General features: G+C 70.1%; 29 protein-coding genes. 27 read left to right on the top strand and 2 right to left on the bottom strand.

Annotation, left to right across the window (positions count from 1 at the left end):
- The first annotated feature begins 106 nt into the window (after window positions 1-106).
- The 15 genes from CSIV_RS14380 to CSIV_RS18120 all read left to right on the top strand — a co-directional run bounded on the left by CSIV_RS14380 (window position 107) and on the right by CSIV_RS18120 (window position 8,214).
- Entirely contained in the window at window positions 107-997 is an 891-nt protein-coding gene (locus tag CSIV_RS14380; RefSeq protein WP_175627627.1) for a PD-(D/E)XK nuclease-like domain-containing protein, read from the top strand.
- Window positions 994-1,716 carry a hypothetical protein gene (locus CSIV_RS14375; RefSeq protein WP_077052045.1) on the top strand — a complete coding sequence of 241 codons (723 nt, stop codon included), beginning with the start codon at window positions 994-996 and terminating at the stop codon, window positions 1,714-1,716. The genes CSIV_RS14380 and CSIV_RS14375 overlap by 4 nt, the downstream gene beginning before the upstream one ends.
- Window positions 1,713-2,129: a hypothetical protein gene (locus tag CSIV_RS14370; protein ID WP_077052044.1), complete on the top strand. Its 417-nt coding sequence runs from the start codon at window positions 1,713-1,715 to the stop codon at window positions 2,127-2,129. Before CSIV_RS14375 ends, CSIV_RS14370 begins: the two co-directional genes overlap by 4 nt.
- Window positions 2,130-2,287: 158 nt before the next feature.
- On the top strand, window positions 2,288-2,557 hold the full coding sequence (locus CSIV_RS14365) for a hypothetical protein (protein ID WP_139340724.1): 270 nt from the start codon (window positions 2,288-2,290) through the stop codon (window positions 2,555-2,557).
- Window positions 2,557-2,856 carry a hypothetical protein gene (locus CSIV_RS14360; RefSeq protein ID WP_077052042.1) on the top strand — a complete coding sequence of 100 codons (300 nt, stop codon included), beginning with the start codon at window positions 2,557-2,559 and terminating at the stop codon, window positions 2,854-2,856. Before CSIV_RS14365 ends, CSIV_RS14360 begins: the two co-directional genes overlap by 1 nt.
- The gene (locus CSIV_RS18470) at window positions 2,856-3,011 is read left to right on the top strand and encodes a hypothetical protein (RefSeq protein ID WP_175627626.1); all 156 of its coding nucleotides are present in this window, start codon (window positions 2,856-2,858) and stop codon (window positions 3,009-3,011) included. Before CSIV_RS14360 ends, CSIV_RS18470 begins: the two co-directional genes overlap by 1 nt.
- Entirely contained in the window at window positions 3,008-3,310 is a 303-nt protein-coding gene (locus CSIV_RS14355) for a hypothetical protein (protein ID WP_077052041.1), read from the top strand. The genes CSIV_RS18470 and CSIV_RS14355 overlap by 4 nt, the downstream gene beginning before the upstream one ends.
- Window positions 3,307-3,615, top strand: coding sequence for a hypothetical protein (locus CSIV_RS14350; protein ID WP_139340723.1), 309 nt, complete (start codon window positions 3,307-3,309; stop codon window positions 3,613-3,615). Before CSIV_RS14355 ends, CSIV_RS14350 begins: the two co-directional genes overlap by 4 nt.
- Window positions 3,612-3,752, top strand: a complete 141-nt coding sequence (locus CSIV_RS18465; protein WP_175627625.1) for a hypothetical protein — start codon at window positions 3,612-3,614, stop codon at window positions 3,750-3,752. The genes CSIV_RS14350 and CSIV_RS18465 overlap by 4 nt, the downstream gene beginning before the upstream one ends.
- Complete coding sequence (locus CSIV_RS14345) at window positions 3,752-4,582, top strand: hypothetical protein (protein WP_077052039.1); 831 nt, start codon at window positions 3,752-3,754, stop codon at window positions 4,580-4,582. Before CSIV_RS18465 ends, CSIV_RS14345 begins: the two co-directional genes overlap by 1 nt.
- Window positions 4,583-4,936: 354 nt before the next feature.
- Window positions 4,937-5,608, top strand: a complete 672-nt coding sequence (locus tag CSIV_RS14340; protein ID WP_077052038.1) for a hypothetical protein — start codon at window positions 4,937-4,939, stop codon at window positions 5,606-5,608.
- Window positions 5,609-5,885: 277 nt separating this feature from the next.
- Window positions 5,886-6,338 (top strand): single-stranded DNA-binding protein, encoded by a 453-nt coding sequence (locus CSIV_RS14330; protein WP_077052036.1) that lies wholly within the window; start codon window positions 5,886-5,888, stop codon window positions 6,336-6,338.
- Window positions 6,339-6,831: 493 nt separating this feature from the next.
- Window positions 6,832-7,455, top strand: a complete 624-nt coding sequence (locus CSIV_RS14320; RefSeq protein ID WP_175627624.1) for a hypothetical protein — start codon at window positions 6,832-6,834, stop codon at window positions 7,453-7,455.
- Window positions 7,456-7,609: 154 nt separating this feature from the next.
- Window positions 7,610-7,933 (top strand): DUF3850 domain-containing protein, encoded by a 324-nt coding sequence (locus tag CSIV_RS14315; RefSeq protein ID WP_077052033.1) that lies wholly within the window; start codon window positions 7,610-7,612, stop codon window positions 7,931-7,933.
- The gene (locus CSIV_RS18120; RefSeq protein WP_139340722.1) at window positions 7,930-8,214 is read left to right on the top strand and encodes a hypothetical protein; all 285 of its coding nucleotides are present in this window, start codon (window positions 7,930-7,932) and stop codon (window positions 8,212-8,214) included. Before CSIV_RS14315 ends, CSIV_RS18120 begins: the two co-directional genes overlap by 4 nt.
- Window positions 8,215-8,222: 8 nt before the next feature.
- Here the strand turns inward: CSIV_RS18120 and CSIV_RS14310 are convergent, their stop codons facing one another.
- Window positions 8,223-8,408, bottom strand: a complete 186-nt coding sequence (locus CSIV_RS14310; RefSeq protein ID WP_077052032.1) for a hypothetical protein — start codon at window positions 8,406-8,408, stop codon at window positions 8,223-8,225.
- 101 nt (window positions 8,409-8,509) lie between these two features.
- On the opposite strand from CSIV_RS14310, the gene CSIV_RS14305 reads away from it, so the two are divergent.
- The 9 genes from CSIV_RS14305 to CSIV_RS14265 all read left to right on the top strand — a co-directional run bounded on the left by CSIV_RS14305 (window position 8,510) and on the right by CSIV_RS14265 (window position 14,404).
- Window positions 8,510-8,734 (top strand): hypothetical protein, encoded by a 225-nt coding sequence (locus CSIV_RS14305; RefSeq protein ID WP_139340721.1) that lies wholly within the window; start codon window positions 8,510-8,512, stop codon window positions 8,732-8,734.
- A 411-nt stretch (window positions 8,735-9,145) separates the two neighbouring features.
- Window positions 9,146-9,811, top strand: a complete 666-nt coding sequence (locus CSIV_RS14300; protein WP_077052030.1) for a gp53-like domain-containing protein — start codon at window positions 9,146-9,148, stop codon at window positions 9,809-9,811.
- Window positions 9,812-9,868: 57 nt separating this feature from the next.
- Window positions 9,869-10,693, top strand: coding sequence for a hypothetical protein (locus tag CSIV_RS14295; protein WP_139340720.1), 825 nt, complete (start codon window positions 9,869-9,871; stop codon window positions 10,691-10,693).
- Between the two features lie 6 nt (window positions 10,694-10,699).
- Window positions 10,700-11,140: a hypothetical protein gene (locus CSIV_RS14290; RefSeq protein WP_077052028.1), complete on the top strand. Its 441-nt coding sequence runs from the start codon at window positions 10,700-10,702 to the stop codon at window positions 11,138-11,140.
- The gene (locus tag CSIV_RS14285) at window positions 11,137-11,685 is read left to right on the top strand and encodes an NUMOD4 motif-containing HNH endonuclease (protein ID WP_077052027.1); all 549 of its coding nucleotides are present in this window, start codon (window positions 11,137-11,139) and stop codon (window positions 11,683-11,685) included. Before CSIV_RS14290 ends, CSIV_RS14285 begins: the two co-directional genes overlap by 4 nt.
- A complete protein-coding gene (locus CSIV_RS14280; protein ID WP_077052026.1) occupies window positions 11,682-12,080 on the top strand; it encodes a hypothetical protein in 399 nt (132 codons plus the stop codon). Before CSIV_RS14285 ends, CSIV_RS14280 begins: the two co-directional genes overlap by 4 nt.
- Window positions 12,081-12,243: 163 nt before the next feature.
- Window positions 12,244-12,483, top strand: coding sequence for a hypothetical protein (locus CSIV_RS14275; protein WP_077052025.1), 240 nt, complete (start codon window positions 12,244-12,246; stop codon window positions 12,481-12,483).
- Complete coding sequence (locus tag CSIV_RS14270) at window positions 12,480-12,662, top strand: hypothetical protein (protein WP_077052024.1); 183 nt, start codon at window positions 12,480-12,482, stop codon at window positions 12,660-12,662. The genes CSIV_RS14275 and CSIV_RS14270 overlap by 4 nt, the downstream gene beginning before the upstream one ends.
- A gap of 20 nt (window positions 12,663-12,682) precedes the next feature.
- The gene (locus CSIV_RS14265; RefSeq protein ID WP_077052023.1) at window positions 12,683-14,404 is read left to right on the top strand and encodes a polysaccharide deacetylase family protein; all 1,722 of its coding nucleotides are present in this window, start codon (window positions 12,683-12,685) and stop codon (window positions 14,402-14,404) included.
- Window positions 14,405-14,411: 7 nt separating this feature from the next.
- On the opposite strand, the gene CSIV_RS14260 is transcribed toward CSIV_RS14265, so the two are convergent.
- A complete protein-coding gene (locus tag CSIV_RS14260; protein ID WP_077052022.1) occupies window positions 14,412-14,627 on the bottom strand; it encodes a hypothetical protein in 216 nt (71 codons plus the stop codon).
- Between CSIV_RS14260 and CSIV_RS18790 the strand changes: the two genes are divergently transcribed.
- The 3 genes from CSIV_RS18790 to CSIV_RS14245 all read left to right on the top strand — a co-directional run bounded on the left by CSIV_RS18790 (window position 14,626) and on the right by CSIV_RS14245 (window position 17,458).
- The gene (locus tag CSIV_RS18790; protein ID WP_443189830.1) at window positions 14,626-14,994 is read left to right on the top strand and encodes an HNH endonuclease; all 369 of its coding nucleotides are present in this window, start codon (window positions 14,626-14,628) and stop codon (window positions 14,992-14,994) included. The genes CSIV_RS14260 and CSIV_RS18790 overlap by 2 nt on opposite strands.
- A 489-nt stretch (window positions 14,995-15,483) precedes the next feature.
- Window positions 15,484-15,978: a hypothetical protein gene (locus CSIV_RS18460; RefSeq protein ID WP_077052021.1), complete on the top strand. Its 495-nt coding sequence runs from the start codon at window positions 15,484-15,486 to the stop codon at window positions 15,976-15,978.
- 64 nt (window positions 15,979-16,042) lie between these two features.
- Window positions 16,043-17,458: a terminase large subunit gene (locus CSIV_RS14245; RefSeq protein WP_175627623.1), complete on the top strand. Its 1,416-nt coding sequence runs from the start codon at window positions 16,043-16,045 to the stop codon at window positions 17,456-17,458.
- The last annotated feature ends 10 nt before the right edge of the window (window positions 17,459-17,468 follow it).

The raw sequence follows: 17,468 nt of genomic DNA, 5'->3' as shown, positions 1-17,468 counted from the left end.
CCGGAGGGGCTCGGGCTGGTGACGGGGGCGGAGATCCTCGCGTCGCTGGTCGTCGCTGGTCGGCTGTGAGGGGCGAGATCGTCGCGACGCTGGCGGGGGTGCGATCGTGACCCGCGCTCAGGGGCGGGTCGTGCACGGGCTCCCCGAGGACGTGTATCACGCGCACCCGGCGCTGTCGTCGACCGGTGCCCGGCAGTTGCTCGAGGCGCCCGCCCGGTTCGAGTTCGCTCAGTCGCAGCCGAGGGAACCGCGGAAGGCGTTCGACGTCGGCACGCTGGCGCACTCGAAGGTGCTCGGCGTCGGTGCGGGTGTGGCCGTGTACCCGGACGGCACCGGAGATCACGTGTTCGAGGATCCCGAGACGGGCGAGGTGCACGACAACGTGCTCGCGTCGAACGGTGCCGCGTCGACCAAGCTCGCGAAGGCGTTCGAGGGGTGGGCACGTGCGGGCGGGATGGTTCCGCTGAAGCGCGCCGAGGCCGCGGAGGTCGACGGCATGGCTGAGGCGGTGCTGTCGCACCCGACGGCGCGTGTGCTGCTCGAGCAGGCCGGGCATCCGGAGGTTTCGGTGTTCGGCACCGATCCGGAGACGGGTGTCGAGTGCCGCGCCCGGTTCGATTTCCTCGGCCGCGTCGGCGTCGACCTGAAGACGTTCCACGGGGCGGCGACGTCGGTCAAGTTCGCGAAGGCCGTCGCCGATCACGGGTATCACGTGCAGGCCGCGCACTACGAAGACACCCTCGGTTTCATCGGCGAGCAGATCGACGCGTTCGCGTTCGTCGTCGTCGAGAAGGATCCCCCGTACCTCGTCGCCGTGTTCGTGCTCGACGACGACTACCGCGAGATCGGCACCGCCCGCGCCAAGCGTGCACGCGAACTGTTCGCGGCATCCCGGGATTCGGGCGTGTGGCCCGGATACCCGTCACAGATTCAGATTGCACGCCCCCCGCAGTGGGCCGTGTACGACCACATCGACGCCACGGAGGCCGAACGATGACCGATATCCAGCTGCCCACGGACGACAAGCCGTCGCGCATCCACCGGCCGACCGCGGCCCCGGTGCCGCTTCCGGTCGACGACGTCGCGCAGACGCTCGCCGAGTACACCCGGTATGCCCTGTCGACAGGTGCCCGCCTCGAGATCGAACCGGTGGAGTTCACCGCCGATGGTGAGGTGTGGGTGCCGCTGTGGCTGCACGACGGGCCGCCCGCCGCGGCGCGCGCCACGGTCCGTCGCGACGGCATCCCGACGGTGGTGTTCCGCCGTTGGGTGGAGGCGCTGCCCGGCGAAACCGTGCTGACCAACGACGGCCGCCTGTGGCGCGACATCTGGGAAGCGAACCCGACGGAGCGGCTCGAGTCGTACGTGCTGCGTGCGGCGCTGGGACGCGCGTTCGCCGACGTCATCGGCGACCGCCCCGAACCGGGTAAGCCGCGCGCCGCGTCCGAACGGGGTGAGGAGGGGTGGTATCCCGCGCCGCCGCCGCCCGCCGAGATCGAGCAGCTGGCCGACGGGCTGCTCGCGCGCCTCGGGGTCGGGCCTGTCGTGCACCTCGAGCCGGGAGCGCTCGAGGCGGCCGTGATGTCAGCCCCGCGCCGACCGTCGGCGGTCGTGCCGCGGCCCCCGGCTCCCGACGTGCCGCACCTCGAGAAGCCTCGCGGGCGTCGCGCCGAGTCGCGCGCGCAGCGGGACCGCCGCGGAGGTGAGCAGCGGTGAGCGTCAAGGAGCAGATGGGCTACGCCCTGGTGTGCGACTTCCCCGGGTGCGGGACGAGCACGAGCGATCTCGGCGACTACGCGTTCTGGGGTGACATCAGCGCGGCCGTGGATGAGTGGAACGACGCGCAGGGGTACTCGGGGGATCTCGGAGATTACTGCTACGAGCACACGGTCTGGTCGGCGATGGACGAGGACGACGAGGACGACGAGCGGGTACCGATGCTGTACACGATCGAGAACCTGCTCGTCCTGGCTGAGCGGCGCATCCGCGAACGAATTGACGTGTCGACGCGCTACGCAATGCTGCGCCACGAGCGCCGCTGCGAGGCCATGCGGATGCGGGACACGAGTCGAGCGCGTCGAGTCGAGCGACCGCTACGCGATCTGGCCGAGCGGATGGTTCGCCCATGACCGGCCCGGGGGAGTTCAAGCCGGCGACGGTGTTACTGATCTGGGATCGGGACCGAGGCCGCTGCGCGCTGTGCGGTGCGTTCCAGGTGTGGGAGCGTCGGGGCCGCGGTCCGGGCGGCTGGTCCATTCACCACAGGGAGGACCGCGGACAGGGCGGCGTGAAGCGAGCCAGTCGGGGCCGTGTGCAGCCGCGCGCGTACCTCGCCAACGCGGCGAACGGTGTCGTCCTGTGCGGCGACGGCGTGACCGGATGCCACGGCGAGGTGACCCGTAACGAGGTGCCCGCACGGCTCGGTTTCCGGGTGCCGCGTATCGGCATCCGCCGCCCGTTGGAGGTGCCGCTGAAGCACTTCCTGCACGGGTGGGTGCTGTTGGACAACGACGGCGGGTTCGCGCCCGTCGAGGAGCCCGCGGAGGTGGCGGCGTGATGCGTGAGACGAGGCGGGAGCGCCGGTACAAGGGGCGGGCGATCCGGAAGGCGCAGCGGGAGGCGCGCGCCGCGGTGGCCGCAGTCGGTGCGATCAAGTGGGGCGAGATCGGCGCGGTGTTCCGCGCGGCGGCCGAGGTGATGGTGTCCGCGTTGAGCGGTGTCGCCGAGGTGATCGTGCAGGTGTTCGCCGGGGTGGGGCGGGTGATCGTGTGGAACGCGGCCGAGGCCCGGCGTGCCCGCCGCGACTGGATGCTGACGCACCGGGCGCTCGAGGCTCCGCGGCGGGGTGATCAGTGATGGAGGCGCTTGTGATGTTCGTGTTGCTGGCGGCGGCGTCCGTGATCGCAGGGTTCGAGGGTGAGCGGCTCGCGGCGCTCGTCGCGGCGATGTGGGCGTTCTCCGTCATGTTCGACGGCGCCCGCCGTCGCGTGCACGGAGGGGGCCGTGCGTGAGCCGGATCATTCGGGAGGCGTTCGACCTGTGGCGGGATTGTCGGGAGGACTTCGACACGTACCGGGAGGCGGCGTACGCGCGCGCGGTCGACGCGACGAACGGCGCCCTGCTGAACGATCGGGGTCGCCGCGCCGGGATCGACGGGGAGTCGCTGTTCATGGGGCCGGCGGTGCGGGCGCTCGCGTACGCGTCACCGGAGCTCGTCGAGCACTGGCAGGTGTTCCCGCGGGTGACGTTCGACGAGTTCGAGCGGCAGTGGATGCAGGCGCACGAGGCCGAGTGGCGGGGTGCCGCGTGAGCGCGTGCAAGCTGGGCTGCTGCACGCCGACCGCGGAGCGGCTGCCGCGGGGTGGCTGGTCCGAGGACGGGCTGACGATCGACCCGCGTCGCGCCGAGCACAACCGGCGGTTGTGGGCGGCGACGTCGGCGCGGATCGACCGGATGCACGCGGACTACCCGAAGTGCAAGGCATGCGGTCAGCCGGCGCTCGCGCTCGACGCCGCGGGCCTGTGCTCGAAGGTGACCGAGTCGCACAAGACGTACCGGGTGCGGATGGGGCTGCCGCCCGTTCCGGCGCCCGCGGGCCGAGGGGGTCGGCGATGACCACCGTCGGGGAGAACCGGCAGCGCTACGCGCTCGAGGTGGAGCGGAGACCGTCCCGCTACTTCGAGCCTGCCGCGTACCGGGAGTGGTGCGAGCGCGCCGACCGGTGGGCGGCCGCGAATGAGCGGGAGCAGTGATGACCGATCGCACGTGCGCGTGGTGCCGTGGACCGATCCCGACCGCCGCGCGCCGGGATGCCGTGTGCTGCTCGGTCCGGTGCCGGCAGGCTCGGCACCGGTTCAATTCGGGTGTAGGCGTCGCGACCGACGTCGGCGAGGACGTGTTGCGCCTGGCGTACGCCGACCCGCCCTACCCGGGGAAGTCGCGCCGGTACTACGGCAGCCACCCCGACTATGCGGGCGAGGTCGATCACAGGCGTCTGATCGAGCAGCTCTGCGACGGATATGACGGGTGGGCGTTGTCGACGTCGGCCGAGGCGTTACAGTCGGTGCTCGCGATGTGCCCGGCCGGGTCGCGTGTGGCGGTGTGGGTGCGCGGTGAGCGGCCGACGCGTAGCGCGGGCCCGCTGAACGCGTGGGAGCCGGTCATCTATTGGGGCGGCCGGCGGGATGCGTCGCGTTCCACCATGGCGGGCGAGAAGGTGTCGCGTCGACCAGGTGAACGCGTCGTGGAGGACCTGCCCGACGCGTCGCGTGACGCCGGCACGCCGCGACCCGTAGCATCGGCCGGCGGTCGCGACGCGTCGCGCCGCGCGGCCGCGAATGCGTCGCTGGTGGCCGCCGCCGACGCGTCGCTCGGATCCGCGCGACGTGTCGACGTGCTCGCGTACCGGCCGGGCGCGCGGACAACCGAGCCGGGGCGTGTCGTCGGTGCCAAGCCGGCGGCGTTCTGCCGGTGGGTGTTCGATCTGCTCGGCGCGGAACCGCAGGATCAGTTCGACGACCTGTTCTCTGGGTCGGGCGGCGTCGCGCGGGCGTGGTCGGTGTTCTCGGGACGTGCCGCATGAAGCGCCGCGAGTTCGCGATGACGTACGTCGTGTGGTTCGAGAAGTCGTGGACGTTCAAGGTCGGTCGGGCGTGGAAGTGGTCCCGGATCGAGCACATGATTCGGCACGGCGGGCAGGTGATCGTGTGCGCCCGGAACACGGATGCCACGTGGGAGCGGGAGGCGCTGCGGGAACTGCGGCGGTGGTTCCTGCCCGCGTTCCGTGGGTGGCGTGACGCGGAGTGGGTGTTGGGGCGTGGCGGGTCGGGGTGGACGGAGTCGTTCTATGTCGAGCCGGAGGACGTGCAGCACGCGCTGAACGCGTGCATTCGAGGATTCGCAAGAGGGAACGATCAGGGTGTCAACGAAGCAACGCATGATAAGCCCGCAGGACTGGGCGCACCTCGAGCCGGTGCCGGACGGGGCGAAACCGCTCGCGATGTGGCTGTGGCTGAATCTGGACCCGATGGGGAGGGGGCCGGCGGAACCGGAGTGGATCGCGTCGGCGATGCATCCGACGCTGCCGGTGTCGACGGCGTCGGACATGGTGCTCGAGCAGCTGCTGACGCTGATCGACGTCGGTTTCCTGGCGACGTACCGGGCCGAGGGGTGCGAGTGGCTGCTGCTGCTGCATCCGCTGAAGGTCGATCTGCGGCGTACGAAGATCCACACCCCGGAGCCCCCGGCGGATCGTCCATGGAAGTCCGTGGCTGTGGGGGGAGGTGCGCGCGGGCGGGATGCGCGGGCGGGCGAGTGGGCGCGGGAGCGTGCGCGGGAGCAGGTGCGGGCCGAGGACGCGGCGCGGGCCGATGCGTGGGCAGCGGTGCGCGAGCCGGTGCCGGACGAGGGCGAGCCGCCGTCGCGGCCGTTGGTGCTGGACGCGCCGCCGATGTTCTGCGACGACCACATGCCGCACGGGGCGGGGCGTCGGAAGTGTGGACCCTGCCGGGATGCCCGCCTTCTGCGCGACGAGTGGATGCAGCGGAAGGTCTACGAGGAGCGGCTGACGGAGCACTACGAGGATCACCCGGACGGTGAGCCGTGGTGAGTGATCTCGATTTCGCGGTGTTCATCGACGGGGTGCTCGCGCGTTACGCGGTGTCGCCGTCGTACCGCATGCGGCTGCATTCGGAGGCTCCCGGGTGGGAGGGGCGCCGGCCGATGGGGATCTGCCCGCCGGAGCACAAGCATGCCGAGACGGGGAACTGCTACGCGAATCACAGGTGCCGGTGCGAGCCGTGCCGGGTGGCATCCGCGCAGCGACAGCAGGACAAGAGAACGCGCCAGGCCGAACGGCACTGGCGGCAAGAGAGGACGAAGACGGCATGACCGGAGAGACGACGCTGACGATCGTCGGCAACATGACGGCGGATCCCGAACTGCGGCACACGCAGGGCGGGGTTCCGGTGGTGGGGTTCACGGTGGCTTCGACGCCGCGGGTGTTCGACCGTCAGGCGGGGGAGTGGAAGGACGGTGAGCCGTTGTTCATGCACTGCTCGGCATGGAGGGAGCACGCGGAGCACATCGCCGGGTCGCTGACGAAGGGTGCCCGTGTGATCGTGACCGGGCGTCTGGTGCAGAAGTCGTACCAGGACCGGGAGGGCAACGCGCGGACGGTGCTCGAGCTCGAGGTCGACGAGATCGGGCCGGCGCTGCGGTACGCGACGGCCGTCGTCACACGGGCGCGAGGTGGCGGGCAGCGGCCGGCATCCGGTGGGTCGCCGGTCGACGAGTCAGGCGCCTGGTCGGTCCCCTCGGGAGAGGAAACCCCGTTCTGATGGGCGCGTTCGTGATCTTCCGCTACCGCATCGAAGCCGCCGCGATCGGGTACCACGTACGGCTCAGGATGGGGTGGGAGGCGGACCCGGCACGCGGGCTGCCCCGATCCCCGTCGGCCCTCAGCGCCCCGGTCGGGTGGGCACTCACCGAGGCTGGCGCGCATCGAAAAGCCCGCCGAATCATTCGCCGCCGCCGAGCGGAGCAGACCGCCGCAGTCAAGGAGTATCCCGCGTGAGTACGTGTCTGCTGGGGTGTGCGCAGGCGGGCCGGCATTTCGCCGAGTGCCTCGTGTACGAGCACCCGGGATATCCGTGCACGGGCTGCGTCGGCGAGCCGACGGTCGGCAGGACGCTGGTATGCGTACGGTGTCGGGGCCGGTTCCGGTGGGCGTTGCGTGAGGTGCCGGATCTGGTGGGGCGGATGCGGTCGAAGATCGATCCGACGTCGGCGATCGTGTATGAGGATCGGGCGCGGCGGTCGGGGTCTGCCCCGGTGGAGGCCGCGGCCCCGGTGCCGGCGGATCTGCTGGATGCGTCGCGGGCGGTGCAGATCGGCCTGTGGCGGTGGTCGCCGCAGGGCGGGTGGCCGCGGTCGGATGCCGCGGAGGCGTTCGAGGACGCGGAGGCCGCGGCGGCCGGGATCCTCGCGCACCTGGACGAGCGGCTCGCCGACGAGGACGACGTGATGTCGCTGTACGGTCTGCTGCTCGAGGAGCACCCGGTGAACGACGACGGGGTGCGGTCGGGTTGGTCCGTCGTGGATGCCCTGAAGGTGTGGGGTGCGGAGCGGCGGGAGCGTCCGGTCGAGGAGGCGGTGACGGTGTCGCGGGCGTTGCGTCCGGAGCGGGTGTTCGATGAGTCGACGGCGACGCCGATCGCGGAGCGTGGCGACCCGCTGCTCGGTGGCCCTCAGGCGGCGGCCGAGGCGGGGTCGCTGCGGACGCTGCAACGGTGGGAGCAGAAGGGCGAGATCGAGCCTGAGCGGGTGGCGTACGTGGCGGGTCGGCGGACGCCGCTGTTCCGCCGGTCGGCGCTGCGTGAGGTTCGGGCTCGCATGGAGGCGAGGTCGTCGCGTGCGGACGACGGTCGGTTCGCGGCATCGGAGGTGTCCGGGTGATCGGCGACGGGGTGAACGTGTGCGGTGTGTGTGGTCAGAGGTTCGCTGCGCCGGGGCTGCTGCACGGGGTGCCGGCGGGGCTATGGCTACTACTCGGGCACCGGCTCGTCTGTCGCGCCAACGTGAGAACGGACCACGAGGATGGGAGCACACGATGACCACGCACACCCTCAAGACGGTCGAGCCCTACTTCTCGGCAGTGCTGTCTGGCGAGAAGACGTTCGAGGTGCGGCGCAACGACCGCGCCTATCAGCGGGGCGACACGCTCGTGCTGGTGGACACGTCGTCGTGCGACTGCGGGACCGAGCGCTGCGACAAGCGCCGTCCTCCGATCACGCGGACCGTCACGTTCGTATTCGCGGGCGACCCATCGTTGCGCGACCTGGGCGGCATAGTCCCGGGGCACGTCGTGCTGGGTCTCGGCGATCCCGGACCGAGTGTGCAGGAGCCCGAGCGCCCGGGAGGGAGCACGACATGAAGCACATTCCCAAGATCCGCGAAACCGGGGCCGGGTGGCAATGGCAGTGCACGTGTGGTCGCACGGGGACCGTCACCCGGCATCGGGGTAACGCGGCACGAGGGGCGATGATGCACGCGAACGCCCGGCGGCGTCACGAGCGCTACGAGGCGGTCGCTCAGTTCGGCCCGACGGGCGACGTCGTGGTCTACGACGGAGACTCGCGCGTCGACATTCCCGCCGGGATGGTTCCGGCGGTGCGCGCACTACTCGCCCACGGTTCGACAGGACGGGAGTCGTAATGCGTTCGTCAGCGCCCGAATCGCTGCTGTGCGGCCTGACGGGAGACGCCGAGCGCGTCGCCGACGTCGGTCCAGCTTGCACCGTTCTCGCGGGCGATGGTGGCAAAGCTTCTGATGTCCGCTTCGAGGTCCTCGAGTCGGAGGGCGGCGCTTTGCAGGCTGTCGAGGTAGGCGGTCTTCTTCTGCTCATCCATGCGTCAAGGTTACTTGACGGACACTCCGAGCGTCAAGGTATCTTGACGCTGACCGGTTCGAGTGATCCGTCGTCTACGGCCGCCGAGGTTACGCTGTGACCGTGGCGGGGTGGGTGCTGGTGGCGGTCGCTGCGGGGGCTGTGGCGATCGGCTGCGCGGTGGTGCTGCTCGTCGTAGGCATGGTGGGTGCGCGTCGGCGGGTGTCGTCTGGTCCGGTCGTGGTCGCGGGGCGGGTGCTGTTCTCGGCGCTGCTGCTGGCCGTGCTGGTGGCGGTGATCGCGGGCCTCGGCGCAGCGATATCGGGCGCGGTGGCAGCGATCGTGTGAGTTTCGCCCGGCACCCGGAAACGGCCTCCGGGTGGCGCGGTGGCCTGTTAAGCTGAGCTTGCGCAGGACTTGACGAAAGGCCCGAACCGATCCGGTTCGGGCCTTTGTCGTTCCCGCGCTCGAGTCTTCCCGGCCTGACGTGGCCGGGGGCTCGCCTCGGGTCGTCGCCGCTGCGCACAATCTGCCGCACCGCCGCGTCGTCGAGCGTCGCGCTGTTGCGGGCGCCGCGCGGGTGCATGGCTTCCAGGTCAGCGCGCACGGTTCGGGGCGTAGTTCTTTCCCCTGGCCGGGTTTCGGTGGGGGTGCCTGATCTCCCAGAGGTGGGAGTGGGTGAGGGAAAGGCGCGGCCGTCGCCGGGGTGAGGGTTCCCCTGGCGGTGGCCGCGCCGCACACACCGAGGGGGTGGCGAGTATGGCGCTCGACAGCAAGAAGCACGCGACTCTCGCGCCCGGGGAGGCACCGAGCCGCGCCGGGCTGGCAAATTCGCTCCTGTCCGTCAACGACGTGGTACCCGTGGCGAACGCGACGGAGCAGGCGCAAGTCGTCGCCGCGCTATCGACATCCGAGTTCCCCGTGGGGGCGAGTCGTCCGCTGACGACCGCTAGGGCGGATGCGCGCCCGCTGCACCAGATCGAAGTTTCCCGCGGTGGGCAGTTCGTGCCGGCCTCGGGCGTCCTGTCGTTTCCGACCAAGACGGCAGCGGATGCATGGGGTTCGTCGTTCTCGTCGCTCCTCAGCGGTGGCGACCAGTGCTCGATTGGCTCGGCCCTGTATCAGTGGGACGGCACCGCATGGCGTCGACCGGTAGAGGTCGATCCGAGTGTCCCGGCGGGGTCGTTCGTGTTCATCCAATCGGGCACGAACGTGGCGTCGGTCGATTCGTCGGGCGCAGGGATGAGCATCACGTTCTATCGACCGTTCCCGTCCACGCTCCTATCGACTGTGGTCACCGACGGCGACGCCTCGGGAGGCGGCAGCATCCGCGGGGTGGCGAGTCCGTCGCGGACGGGATTCTCGGTGCTGTGGGGTGGCCCGGCCGGTCTCCGACGCGCGAACTGGTTCGCGGTCGGCTACTGAATGGGGGGGTGACAGGTGACGCGTTACGCGAACGGTGAGGCTCCGCTGTCTGACCTGGTGTACCTCGGCCCGGAATTCTATCTGCCGTCCGGGACGGCTGCGCGGTGGCGCGCGCTTCAGCGTCTCGGGCTGGAAAAGTACGGCGTGTGGCTCGTGCCCACGCCCGGCTGGAACGGTTACCGGCCGCTCAGCATCCAGTACCAGTACCGCGCCGAGCTCGGCATCTGGGCGGCAGTGCCCAGAACGTCGTCGCATGGGCTGACCTTCAACGGTCGGGACATGGCGGCGATCGACGTCAACAACTGGCGTGCGCTCGCCCCCTGGTCCGAGTCGCTCGCATGGGCGCGGTTCGTCGCGCTCTGCCGGATTGTCGGGTTCATCGTCGATTTCGTGTCGCCGCAGGAGTTATGGCACATCGGCGACCCCGACCCTTACACGATCCCCGCGTTCGCGGTGGTCACGATCAACCCGGGCACGACACGGATGCCCGAACCTGAGGAGGACGATATGCCGACCATCATCAGTTCGCCGATCGGGCAGTCTCTCTCGATCGGCGGTGTCGTGGTTCCGTTCCCGACCCCGGACGACGTCAAGTCGACCAAGTCGACGACGGGCGCGCCCGTGCAGATCATGGAGACGACGTCGGTCATGCACTCGAGCATCATCGCCGCGGCGGCGCGACAGGATGCGGCGGCGGCGCAGCTGCCGATCGTGGTCTACGCGCAGGGCGGAAACGGGACGGTCTACATCTACGAGGCTGGCCGGATCGACTACCTGACCGAAGAGACGGTGCTGCACGATCTCCTCGCGCGGGGCGCGCAGTCGGTCACGTGGCCGCAGGGTGAAATCGACAGCCTGCGCAAGCAGCAGCAGGGTGCGTAGCCGGTCATGGTCGACGTGCTGGACGCGATCGGTCTGAGGGACATCGCGGCCGGCGTGTCGATCGTGGTCGGCGTTGCCGCCGGTCTGTGGCTGTTCGTTCGCAAGGTGTGGCCGGTCGTGAAGACGATCCCGGCCGGGGTGGTGTCGTTCGCGCGCGCGGTGCTGACGGCGGCGCAGGTGCTCGATTCGGTCAAGGGGCTGCCGGCGTTCATCGAGCGCACGGATGCCCGTATCGGCGAGATCCATCACGAGGTGCATTTCAACAACGGGTCGAGCGTGAAGGATTCCGCGATCCGTACCGAGCTCGCCGTGCGCGAGCTCAAGGAGACCGCGGGCCGCCTCGAGGTGGGTGTCGCGGGCCTGTACACGCGCGTCGATGAGCTCGCGGCGGTCGATGACCGCCTGTGGGCGACGGTCGACCCCGACGACGAGGAGGACGACGGATGACCGCCGAGCGGTGGCGTCCTGTCGTCGGGTACGAGGGGTTCTACGAGGTCAGCGACGAAGGGCGTGTGCGCGGCCTGGATCGCATCGATGCTCGAGGGTGGCGCATCCGCGGGCGTCTGCTCTCCGCTACCGGAGCCCGATACCGCAGCGTTTCGCTGTGCCGCGATGGGGTGGCCCGCACGGTGCAGGTGCATCGTCTGGTACTCGAGGCGTTTGTGGGGCCGTGCCCGGAAGGCATGGAGGCGCTGCACGCCGACGACGTCAAGACTCACAATGCTCTGTCGAACCTCCGATGGAGCACGCATTCCGACAACATGCGCGATGTCGTGCGCAACGGGCGGCATCGCGAGACGAACAAGACCAGGTGCCCTCGGGGTCATCTGCTGGCCGGCGCGAATCTGCGCCCGATCGGTTCGGCGCGCCCGTATCGAGCATGCAAGGCGTGCAAGAACGGGGCTCAGTGGGCGCGCGATCGTGGCGTGCCATTCACGCAAGAGATTGGCGACCGGTACTACGCCGAGATCGTCGGAGAGGTGGCACGATGAAGGACTTTCTCGCCCGAGTTGCGGGCTGGTTCACAGATCAGAAGCGCCAGGCGGTGCAGGCTCTGGTCGCGTCGACCGTGTCGCTGCTGGTGATCCTGGGGGCGGTGTCGGACGTGCAGTCGTCGGCGCTGCTGGATCTGTCGGCATCCGGTCTCCTCGCCGTGCAGGGCGCCCTCGGGCTGTTCCTGCTGCGCGCGGGGGACCGGTACACGTGGCTGAACACGAACGGCCGCGGGGTGATCTACGCCCTGGGGGGTGCGATCGGTGCCGCCGGGTTCGCGTTCTCGCTGTGGTCCGATTCGACGTCGGGTCTCATCGTGCAGGTGGCGACGGTCATCGCATCGATCCTGGTCGGTGCGGTGCAGATGGTGAACGCGGGCACGCTGAGCGGGTAGCCCGACGGGGGGGGCGGTCGACCAAGACCGTCTCGCAACGGTCGCCGAGTCCCGCGCGGCCGAGCAGGCGGACGCGGCCCGGTCGATCGAGGCGTCCCCGGCGACGTTCGCCCGGGAGAAGGATCCCGCCGACGCGGCCCCGAATGCGGGTCTCACGGTCGCCGTGTACGACCCGCGCCGGGACTCGCTCGATCGGGGCGCGCTCGAGGCGGCGGTTCGCCTGGTGCTGGCGCCCGACGTCGTGGGGAAGGCGTCGCACCTCCGGAGGATCGAGGAGGCGCGCGGCCTGTCGTTCGACGTCGTGTTCTCGGTGGTGCCGCTGCTGGCGGCCGAGGTCGACGCGTTCGCTCCGTGCATCGCCGGTTCGGCGTACGCGGGGCGGCGGATCGCGCAGCTGTCGTGAGCCTGTCACGCGGCACGGCCGCGGCGATCGTGGGTTTCGCGGTGATCCCGGATCAGCCGCACATGATGCCGCCGGTAGAGGCACTGGTAGTGCAGCAGGCCGATCCGCCCGAGGTGGCGGTGTCTGGCATCGAGCGTGCTCGTCGCGCTCAGGCCCGTGGGGGCCGCATCGAGTTCTGAAGACCCGAGGGGGGTAGGACATGGCCGATCTGGCTCCGCTCGGCTACGGGCGTGTGAAGGCGCGTTACGTGGCCGGCGTGGCGGACTCGAGCGACGCGGGCGACGTGCCCGACGTCGTGCCGCTGACGGGGACGGTGACGTTCAACATGTCGGCGTCCGCCCTGCGTGTCGTGACGGCCGCCCCGGACCCGGCGACGGTGCACCCGCGGCCGATCACGGTCGCGCTGGACGACGAGGGATACCTGACGCAGAACGGATCTCGTCTGGTGTCGCTGCTGGCGACGGACGACCCTGCGACGAACCCGACCGGTCTTCAGTGGACGGTGAGTTTCAACCTGCGGACGATCGACGGTGACTCGGTCCCGGCGCAGGCGTGGAGCTTCGAGCTCCCGCGCGGGGCTGTCGTCGATCTGACGGAGGTCGCCCCGCTGACGGCGCCCGCACCGAACACCATCATCCTGAAGGGGACGAAGGGCGACACCGGAGACAAGGGCGACAAGGGCGATCAGGGCCTGCCTGGCGTCGTCGTCGACACCACGCTCGCCCCGGTGATCTCGTCGGGGGCTAAGACCGCGTCGGCGCTGCGCGCGAGCATGGTGTCCGCACGCGGCGCGGTCGTGCTGATCTTCGATGACAACTGGGCGGACCACTACACCGATGTCGCCCCGCTGCTCGAGGCGCGCGGGTTCCGGGCGACGTTCGCCGTGAACCCGTCCACGTTCGGGGGCGGTGGCCGCATGACGGCGGCGCAGGTGCTCGACCTGTACAACCGCGGCCACGAGATCGCGAACCACGGGCAGACGCACCAGGACATGACGGCTCTCGCGACGGACGCGCTGCGTGCGGGCGAGTTCGATGACGCGCAGGCCGCGATCGTCGCGCTGACGGGAGCCCCGGCTACGACGTGGGTCTACCCCTACAACCTGACGAACGCGGCGACTGACCGGCTCGCATACCTCCGATACGACCGAGTGTTCGCGGGTACGGGGAGCCCGTATGTCGAGTGGCTCGACGACCGGGGCGCGTTCCTCCACGGCCGCTATTCGTGGTCAAACGACTCGGCGAGCCTTCAGCCGCGTGGGCTGGCGTTCCTCGATCGGGTGGCGCGTGAGCCGATCGTGTTCACGATCTTCACGCACAAGACGAACGGCGAGACCGGGAGCATCCTGCTGTCGCAGCTGATCGAGTTCCTGGACAAGTGCGTGGCGCTCGGTATCCCGGTTGTCCCGGCGTCGAAGGGGTTCCCGACCTTCAATCCGCTGTCGGATCCGGGGTACACGGCGACCGACGCGCGGTTCCTGTCGATCACGGGAAACTCGGGCGCGAACACGTACAGCAAGCCGGCCAACCTGACCCCGCCGTCGGGTATGACGGCGAAGCGGGCTCTGCGTCTCACGAACGACGGCACCGCCACGCTCCGGGCGCTGCATGGTGACTTCATCACGGTGCGGTCGCCGGGGGCGCCTCAGGTGATCTCGGCGCTGATGCAGCAGAACCGCACGAGCGGGGGAGGCTCGGCGGTGTGCGCGCTCGAGTACGACTCGTACGGGACGGCGCTCGGATCCCTCGTGGTCGGGACGACCCTGTCGACGTCGTTCTCGTGGACGCAGCAGACGATGAGCTACACGCCGTCAGCGGCCTGCACGCAGTACCGGATCGGGGTCATTCAGACGACGATGGTCGGAACAACGGACGTCTGGCGCATGCACATCGGCGACGCTCGCCGACCCGCGCTCGCCTGAGCGCACATCACGGGAGGAGCCCGCGTCGCTGGTACTCGGCGACGCGGGCCTCGAACGTCTCGCGACGGGTGCGCTGATAGGGCGTCCAGAGCTCGGGCCGGTCGGTGATGTCGACGCCGTCACGGTGTGGCCGCTCCCACGGGGGATCGGACCCGGCGCGCAGATAGACGAGCTCGGTGTGCTCACTGACGCGGTCATGCGTCGCGCCTCGTCGTGGTTCCATGTCGCGCGACGATACACCGGGGGCGCGACAAAGAGACCGGGGGCGGGGGGTGCTCGTGCCTCACCACGCGGACAAGCTGAGCGCGACGGAGTACGCGGGCCTGCTGGCCCTGGTGTGCCCGCCCGGTTCGATCTGCTGGCTGTGTCGACGCCCGGTCATCTACGGGCTGAGGCGCTGGCATCCGTGGGGTCCGTCGCTGGATCACGTGCTGCCCGCGTCGAAGGGGGGAACGTGGGATCCGTCGAACCTGAGGCCGGCGCACTATGGGTGCAACTCGGGTAGGCGGGACCGGGCGCCCCGGACGCGGCGCGGCACACGCTCGTCGCGTTGGGCGAACGTTGGCAAACGCGGCAACACGAACGACTGAGAACGATCGCGGGGTGGGTGAGGCGTCGCGCGGCACGGCGGAAGCCGCCCCGCCCCCGCCCACCCCGCGGGGTTCACCACGATTTTTTGCACCCGCCCCCACCCTTCCCGACCCGCGCGCCGCCCATAAATCCCTCTCCCCGGTTCGTTCGGCTGTGCGTGTAGGGCGTGTAGGGCGCGGGCGGGGGTGTGAGCGGGCACAACTCGGGCCGTCACGCGCTCCGATGTGTCGCCCGCGGCCGTCGCGTCAGCGGGGCGCACAGCGGAGGAGGTCGCGTTGGTGACGAAGACCCCCGAGCACGGCACGCGAGCGCGGTATCGCGCGGGTTGCGGCTGTGCGGCGTGCAAGAAGTGGAAGGCGGATGACCAGGCTGCGTACCGGGCGCGGAAGCGTGCTGAGGCCGGCGGCGAGGTGGTCGCCGATGTGGCGCCCGAGCCGGTGGTGAGGGCGCGCCCTACACGGGGAAAGCGCCATACAGGTGCGGTCGTCGTGACCGTCGGGGCGCCCGACTTCGACGATCGTGTGCGTGAGGCGTTGTCGGCGCGTCGACCGGATCTCGGCGACGAGCTTGCGCAGCTGATCGACGAGGCGCTGTGGGACGCGCGGGGCGATTCGGCGACGGCGGCGATCGTCGCGGCGTCGGCGATCCGTGAGGCGGGGTGGGTGCACCGGGATTCGCTGGGGCCGCTCGAGCTACTCGATCTGCTCGAGGCGGATGCCGCGATCGAGCGGGCCGCGCGGGAGGCGCTGCCCGAGGCGAACGACAAGGCGACGCGTCTGCGGCACGAGCTCGTGTTCCGCGGGGCGCGGGCGCTCGACGATCCGAAGAATGCCCGCTACTTCGCGTCGACCGTGGAGGCGCTGCGCAAGGTGCTCGCCGATCTCACGGGTGACGAGGGGGGTTCGAGTGCCGACATCGTGGAAGCGATCCGGAATGCCGGCCGGGATGACGGAGACGGTCCCGAGGTGGGCCACTCCTCGTAACCCGGCGCGGGCCACGATCGCGTCTGAGGTGATCGGGTGCATGCGGTTGCTCGGGTGGGAGCCGATGCCGTGGCAGCGGGAGATCCTCGAGACGGCGTTCGAGATTGACCCGGCGACGGGGCTGCTGTGGTACTCGGAGATCGTCATTATCGTTCCCCGTCAGTCGGGGAAGTCGTCGCTGGTGATCCCGTGGGGGATTCACCGGATGCTGATGTGGCCCGAGCGGCAGTACCTGCTGTACATCGCGCAGACGCGGGACAAGGCGCTCGAGAAACTCGAGGAGGAGCACCATCACCGCATTGCGGGGTCGGTGTTCAAGTCGCAGCTGCGGCCGAACCGGCGGGGCAACACGTTGCACCTGTCGAATGGTTCGGAGTCGATGCGGTTCCGCAACGGCTCGAAATGGGCGATCGACGCGCCGACGGAGGACGCCGGTCACGGTGGCACGCTCGGGCTGACGATCGGCGACGAGATTTTCGCGCAGAAGGACGACCGGCTCGAGGCGGCGCTGATGCCGGCGACGACGGCCGTCGATGACGCGCAATCGCTGTGGATCTCGACTGTCGGCTACAACAAGGTCAAGTCGCCGTTCCTGTGGAAGAAAGTCGAGGCGGGGCGAGCCCGCGTCGAATTGCTGCGGGCGGATCCGTCGCTGCTGAACGCGCAGCGGATGCGGTCGCTCTACGTCGAATACTCCGCGGCTCCGAAGGCTGACCCGGACGACCCGCTCACGTGGTGGTCGTGCATGCCGGCGCTCGGCTACACGACGAATCAGACGAAGATCGCCGCGTTCCGGGAATCGATGCAGGGCGGGTTCCTGCGGCCGTTCCTGAACTGGTGGCAAGACGATCTGGAAGTCGCGTGGAAGATCCCGCGGGAGCGGTGGGAGGACGAACGGGTCATCGACCCGGGGTCGGAGATCGCGCGCGACGAAGTCGTGTACGTGATCGACGTCGCCCCCGAGTCGGCGTGGGCGTCGATAGCCGTCGCGGGGGTCCGCGGCGACGGGAAGATGCACATCGAGGTGCTCGCCGACGCGCCCGGCACCGACTGGATCATCGACGGCGACCCGACGCTCGGCGAGGACGGGACGCCGGGGATCGTCGATCTGGTGCGCGAGGTCGACGGCCCCGTGTACCTCGAACATCGGGCGGCCGGGTTCCTGCTGCCGGCGCTGCTCGAGGCCGGTATCGACGCGCGGGTGATGACCGCGGCGAACATCGCGATCGCCGGCCCGGGCCTGCTGAACGCGGTCCTGAATCACGAGGTCGTGCACCTGGGGCAAGAGGAACTGACGGAGGCGCTGAAGACGGCGTCTACGAAAGCCACGGATGCCGGGTGGAAGTGGATCCGAGGCCGGTCGATGCGACCAGTTTCGGCGCTGGTGGCGGTGACCTACGCGCGGCAGATGCTCGCCGAACTGCTGCCCGAGCTCGCATACGACCCGCTCGCGGGGCTCCGAGGGAGCGCGGGCGGATGAACGGAGGACG

The sequence above is a fragment of the Microbacterium sp. CSI-V genome (genome assembly GCF_001984105.1).
Taxonomy (GTDB): domain Bacteria; phylum Actinomycetota; class Actinomycetes; order Actinomycetales; family Microbacteriaceae; genus Microbacterium.
This window is presented reverse-complemented; position numbering and strand designations above follow the sequence as displayed.

Coding starts and splice junctions, on each gene's coding strand:
- CSIV_RS18790 (WP_443189830.1), top strand. CDS start 14,626: ATGTCGCGCGACGATACACCGGGGGCGCGACAAAGAGACCGGGGGCGG.
- CSIV_RS18465 (WP_175627625.1), top strand. CDS start 3,612: ATGACCACCGTCGGGGAGAACCGGCAGCGCTACGCGCTCGAGGTGGAG.
- CSIV_RS14300 (WP_077052030.1), top strand. CDS start 9,146: ATGGCGCTCGACAGCAAGAAGCACGCGACTCTCGCGCCCGGGGAGGCA.
- CSIV_RS14280 (WP_077052026.1), top strand. CDS start 11,682: ATGAAGGACTTTCTCGCCCGAGTTGCGGGCTGGTTCACAGATCAGAAG.
- CSIV_RS18120 (WP_139340722.1), top strand. CDS start 7,930: ATGAAGCACATTCCCAAGATCCGCGAAACCGGGGCCGGGTGGCAATGG.
- CSIV_RS14360 (WP_077052042.1), top strand. CDS start 2,557: ATGCGTGAGACGAGGCGGGAGCGCCGGTACAAGGGGCGGGCGATCCGG.
- CSIV_RS14330 (WP_077052036.1), top strand. CDS start 5,886: ATGACCGGAGAGACGACGCTGACGATCGTCGGCAACATGACGGCGGAT.
- CSIV_RS14375 (WP_077052045.1), top strand. CDS start 994: ATGACCGATATCCAGCTGCCCACGGACGACAAGCCGTCGCGCATCCAC.
- CSIV_RS14315 (WP_077052033.1), top strand. CDS start 7,610: ATGACCACGCACACCCTCAAGACGGTCGAGCCCTACTTCTCGGCAGTG.
- CSIV_RS14290 (WP_077052028.1), top strand. CDS start 10,700: ATGGTCGACGTGCTGGACGCGATCGGTCTGAGGGACATCGCGGCCGGC.
- CSIV_RS14245 (WP_175627623.1), top strand. CDS start 16,043: ATGCCGTGGCAGCGGGAGATCCTCGAGACGGCGTTCGAGATTGACCCG.
- CSIV_RS14310 (WP_077052032.1), bottom strand. CDS start 8,408: ATGGATGAGCAGAAGAAGACCGCCTACCTCGACAGCCTGCAAAGCGCC.
- CSIV_RS14265 (WP_077052023.1), top strand. CDS start 12,683: ATGGCCGATCTGGCTCCGCTCGGCTACGGGCGTGTGAAGGCGCGTTAC.
- CSIV_RS18470 (WP_175627626.1), top strand. CDS start 2,856: ATGGAGGCGCTTGTGATGTTCGTGTTGCTGGCGGCGGCGTCCGTGATC.
- CSIV_RS14340 (WP_077052038.1), top strand. CDS start 4,937: ATGATAAGCCCGCAGGACTGGGCGCACCTCGAGCCGGTGCCGGACGGG.
- CSIV_RS14345 (WP_077052039.1), top strand. CDS start 3,752: ATGACCGATCGCACGTGCGCGTGGTGCCGTGGACCGATCCCGACCGCC.
- CSIV_RS14260 (WP_077052022.1), bottom strand. CDS start 14,627: ATGGAACCACGACGAGGCGCGACGCATGACCGCGTCAGTGAGCACACC.
- CSIV_RS14285 (WP_077052027.1), top strand. CDS start 11,137: ATGACCGCCGAGCGGTGGCGTCCTGTCGTCGGGTACGAGGGGTTCTAC.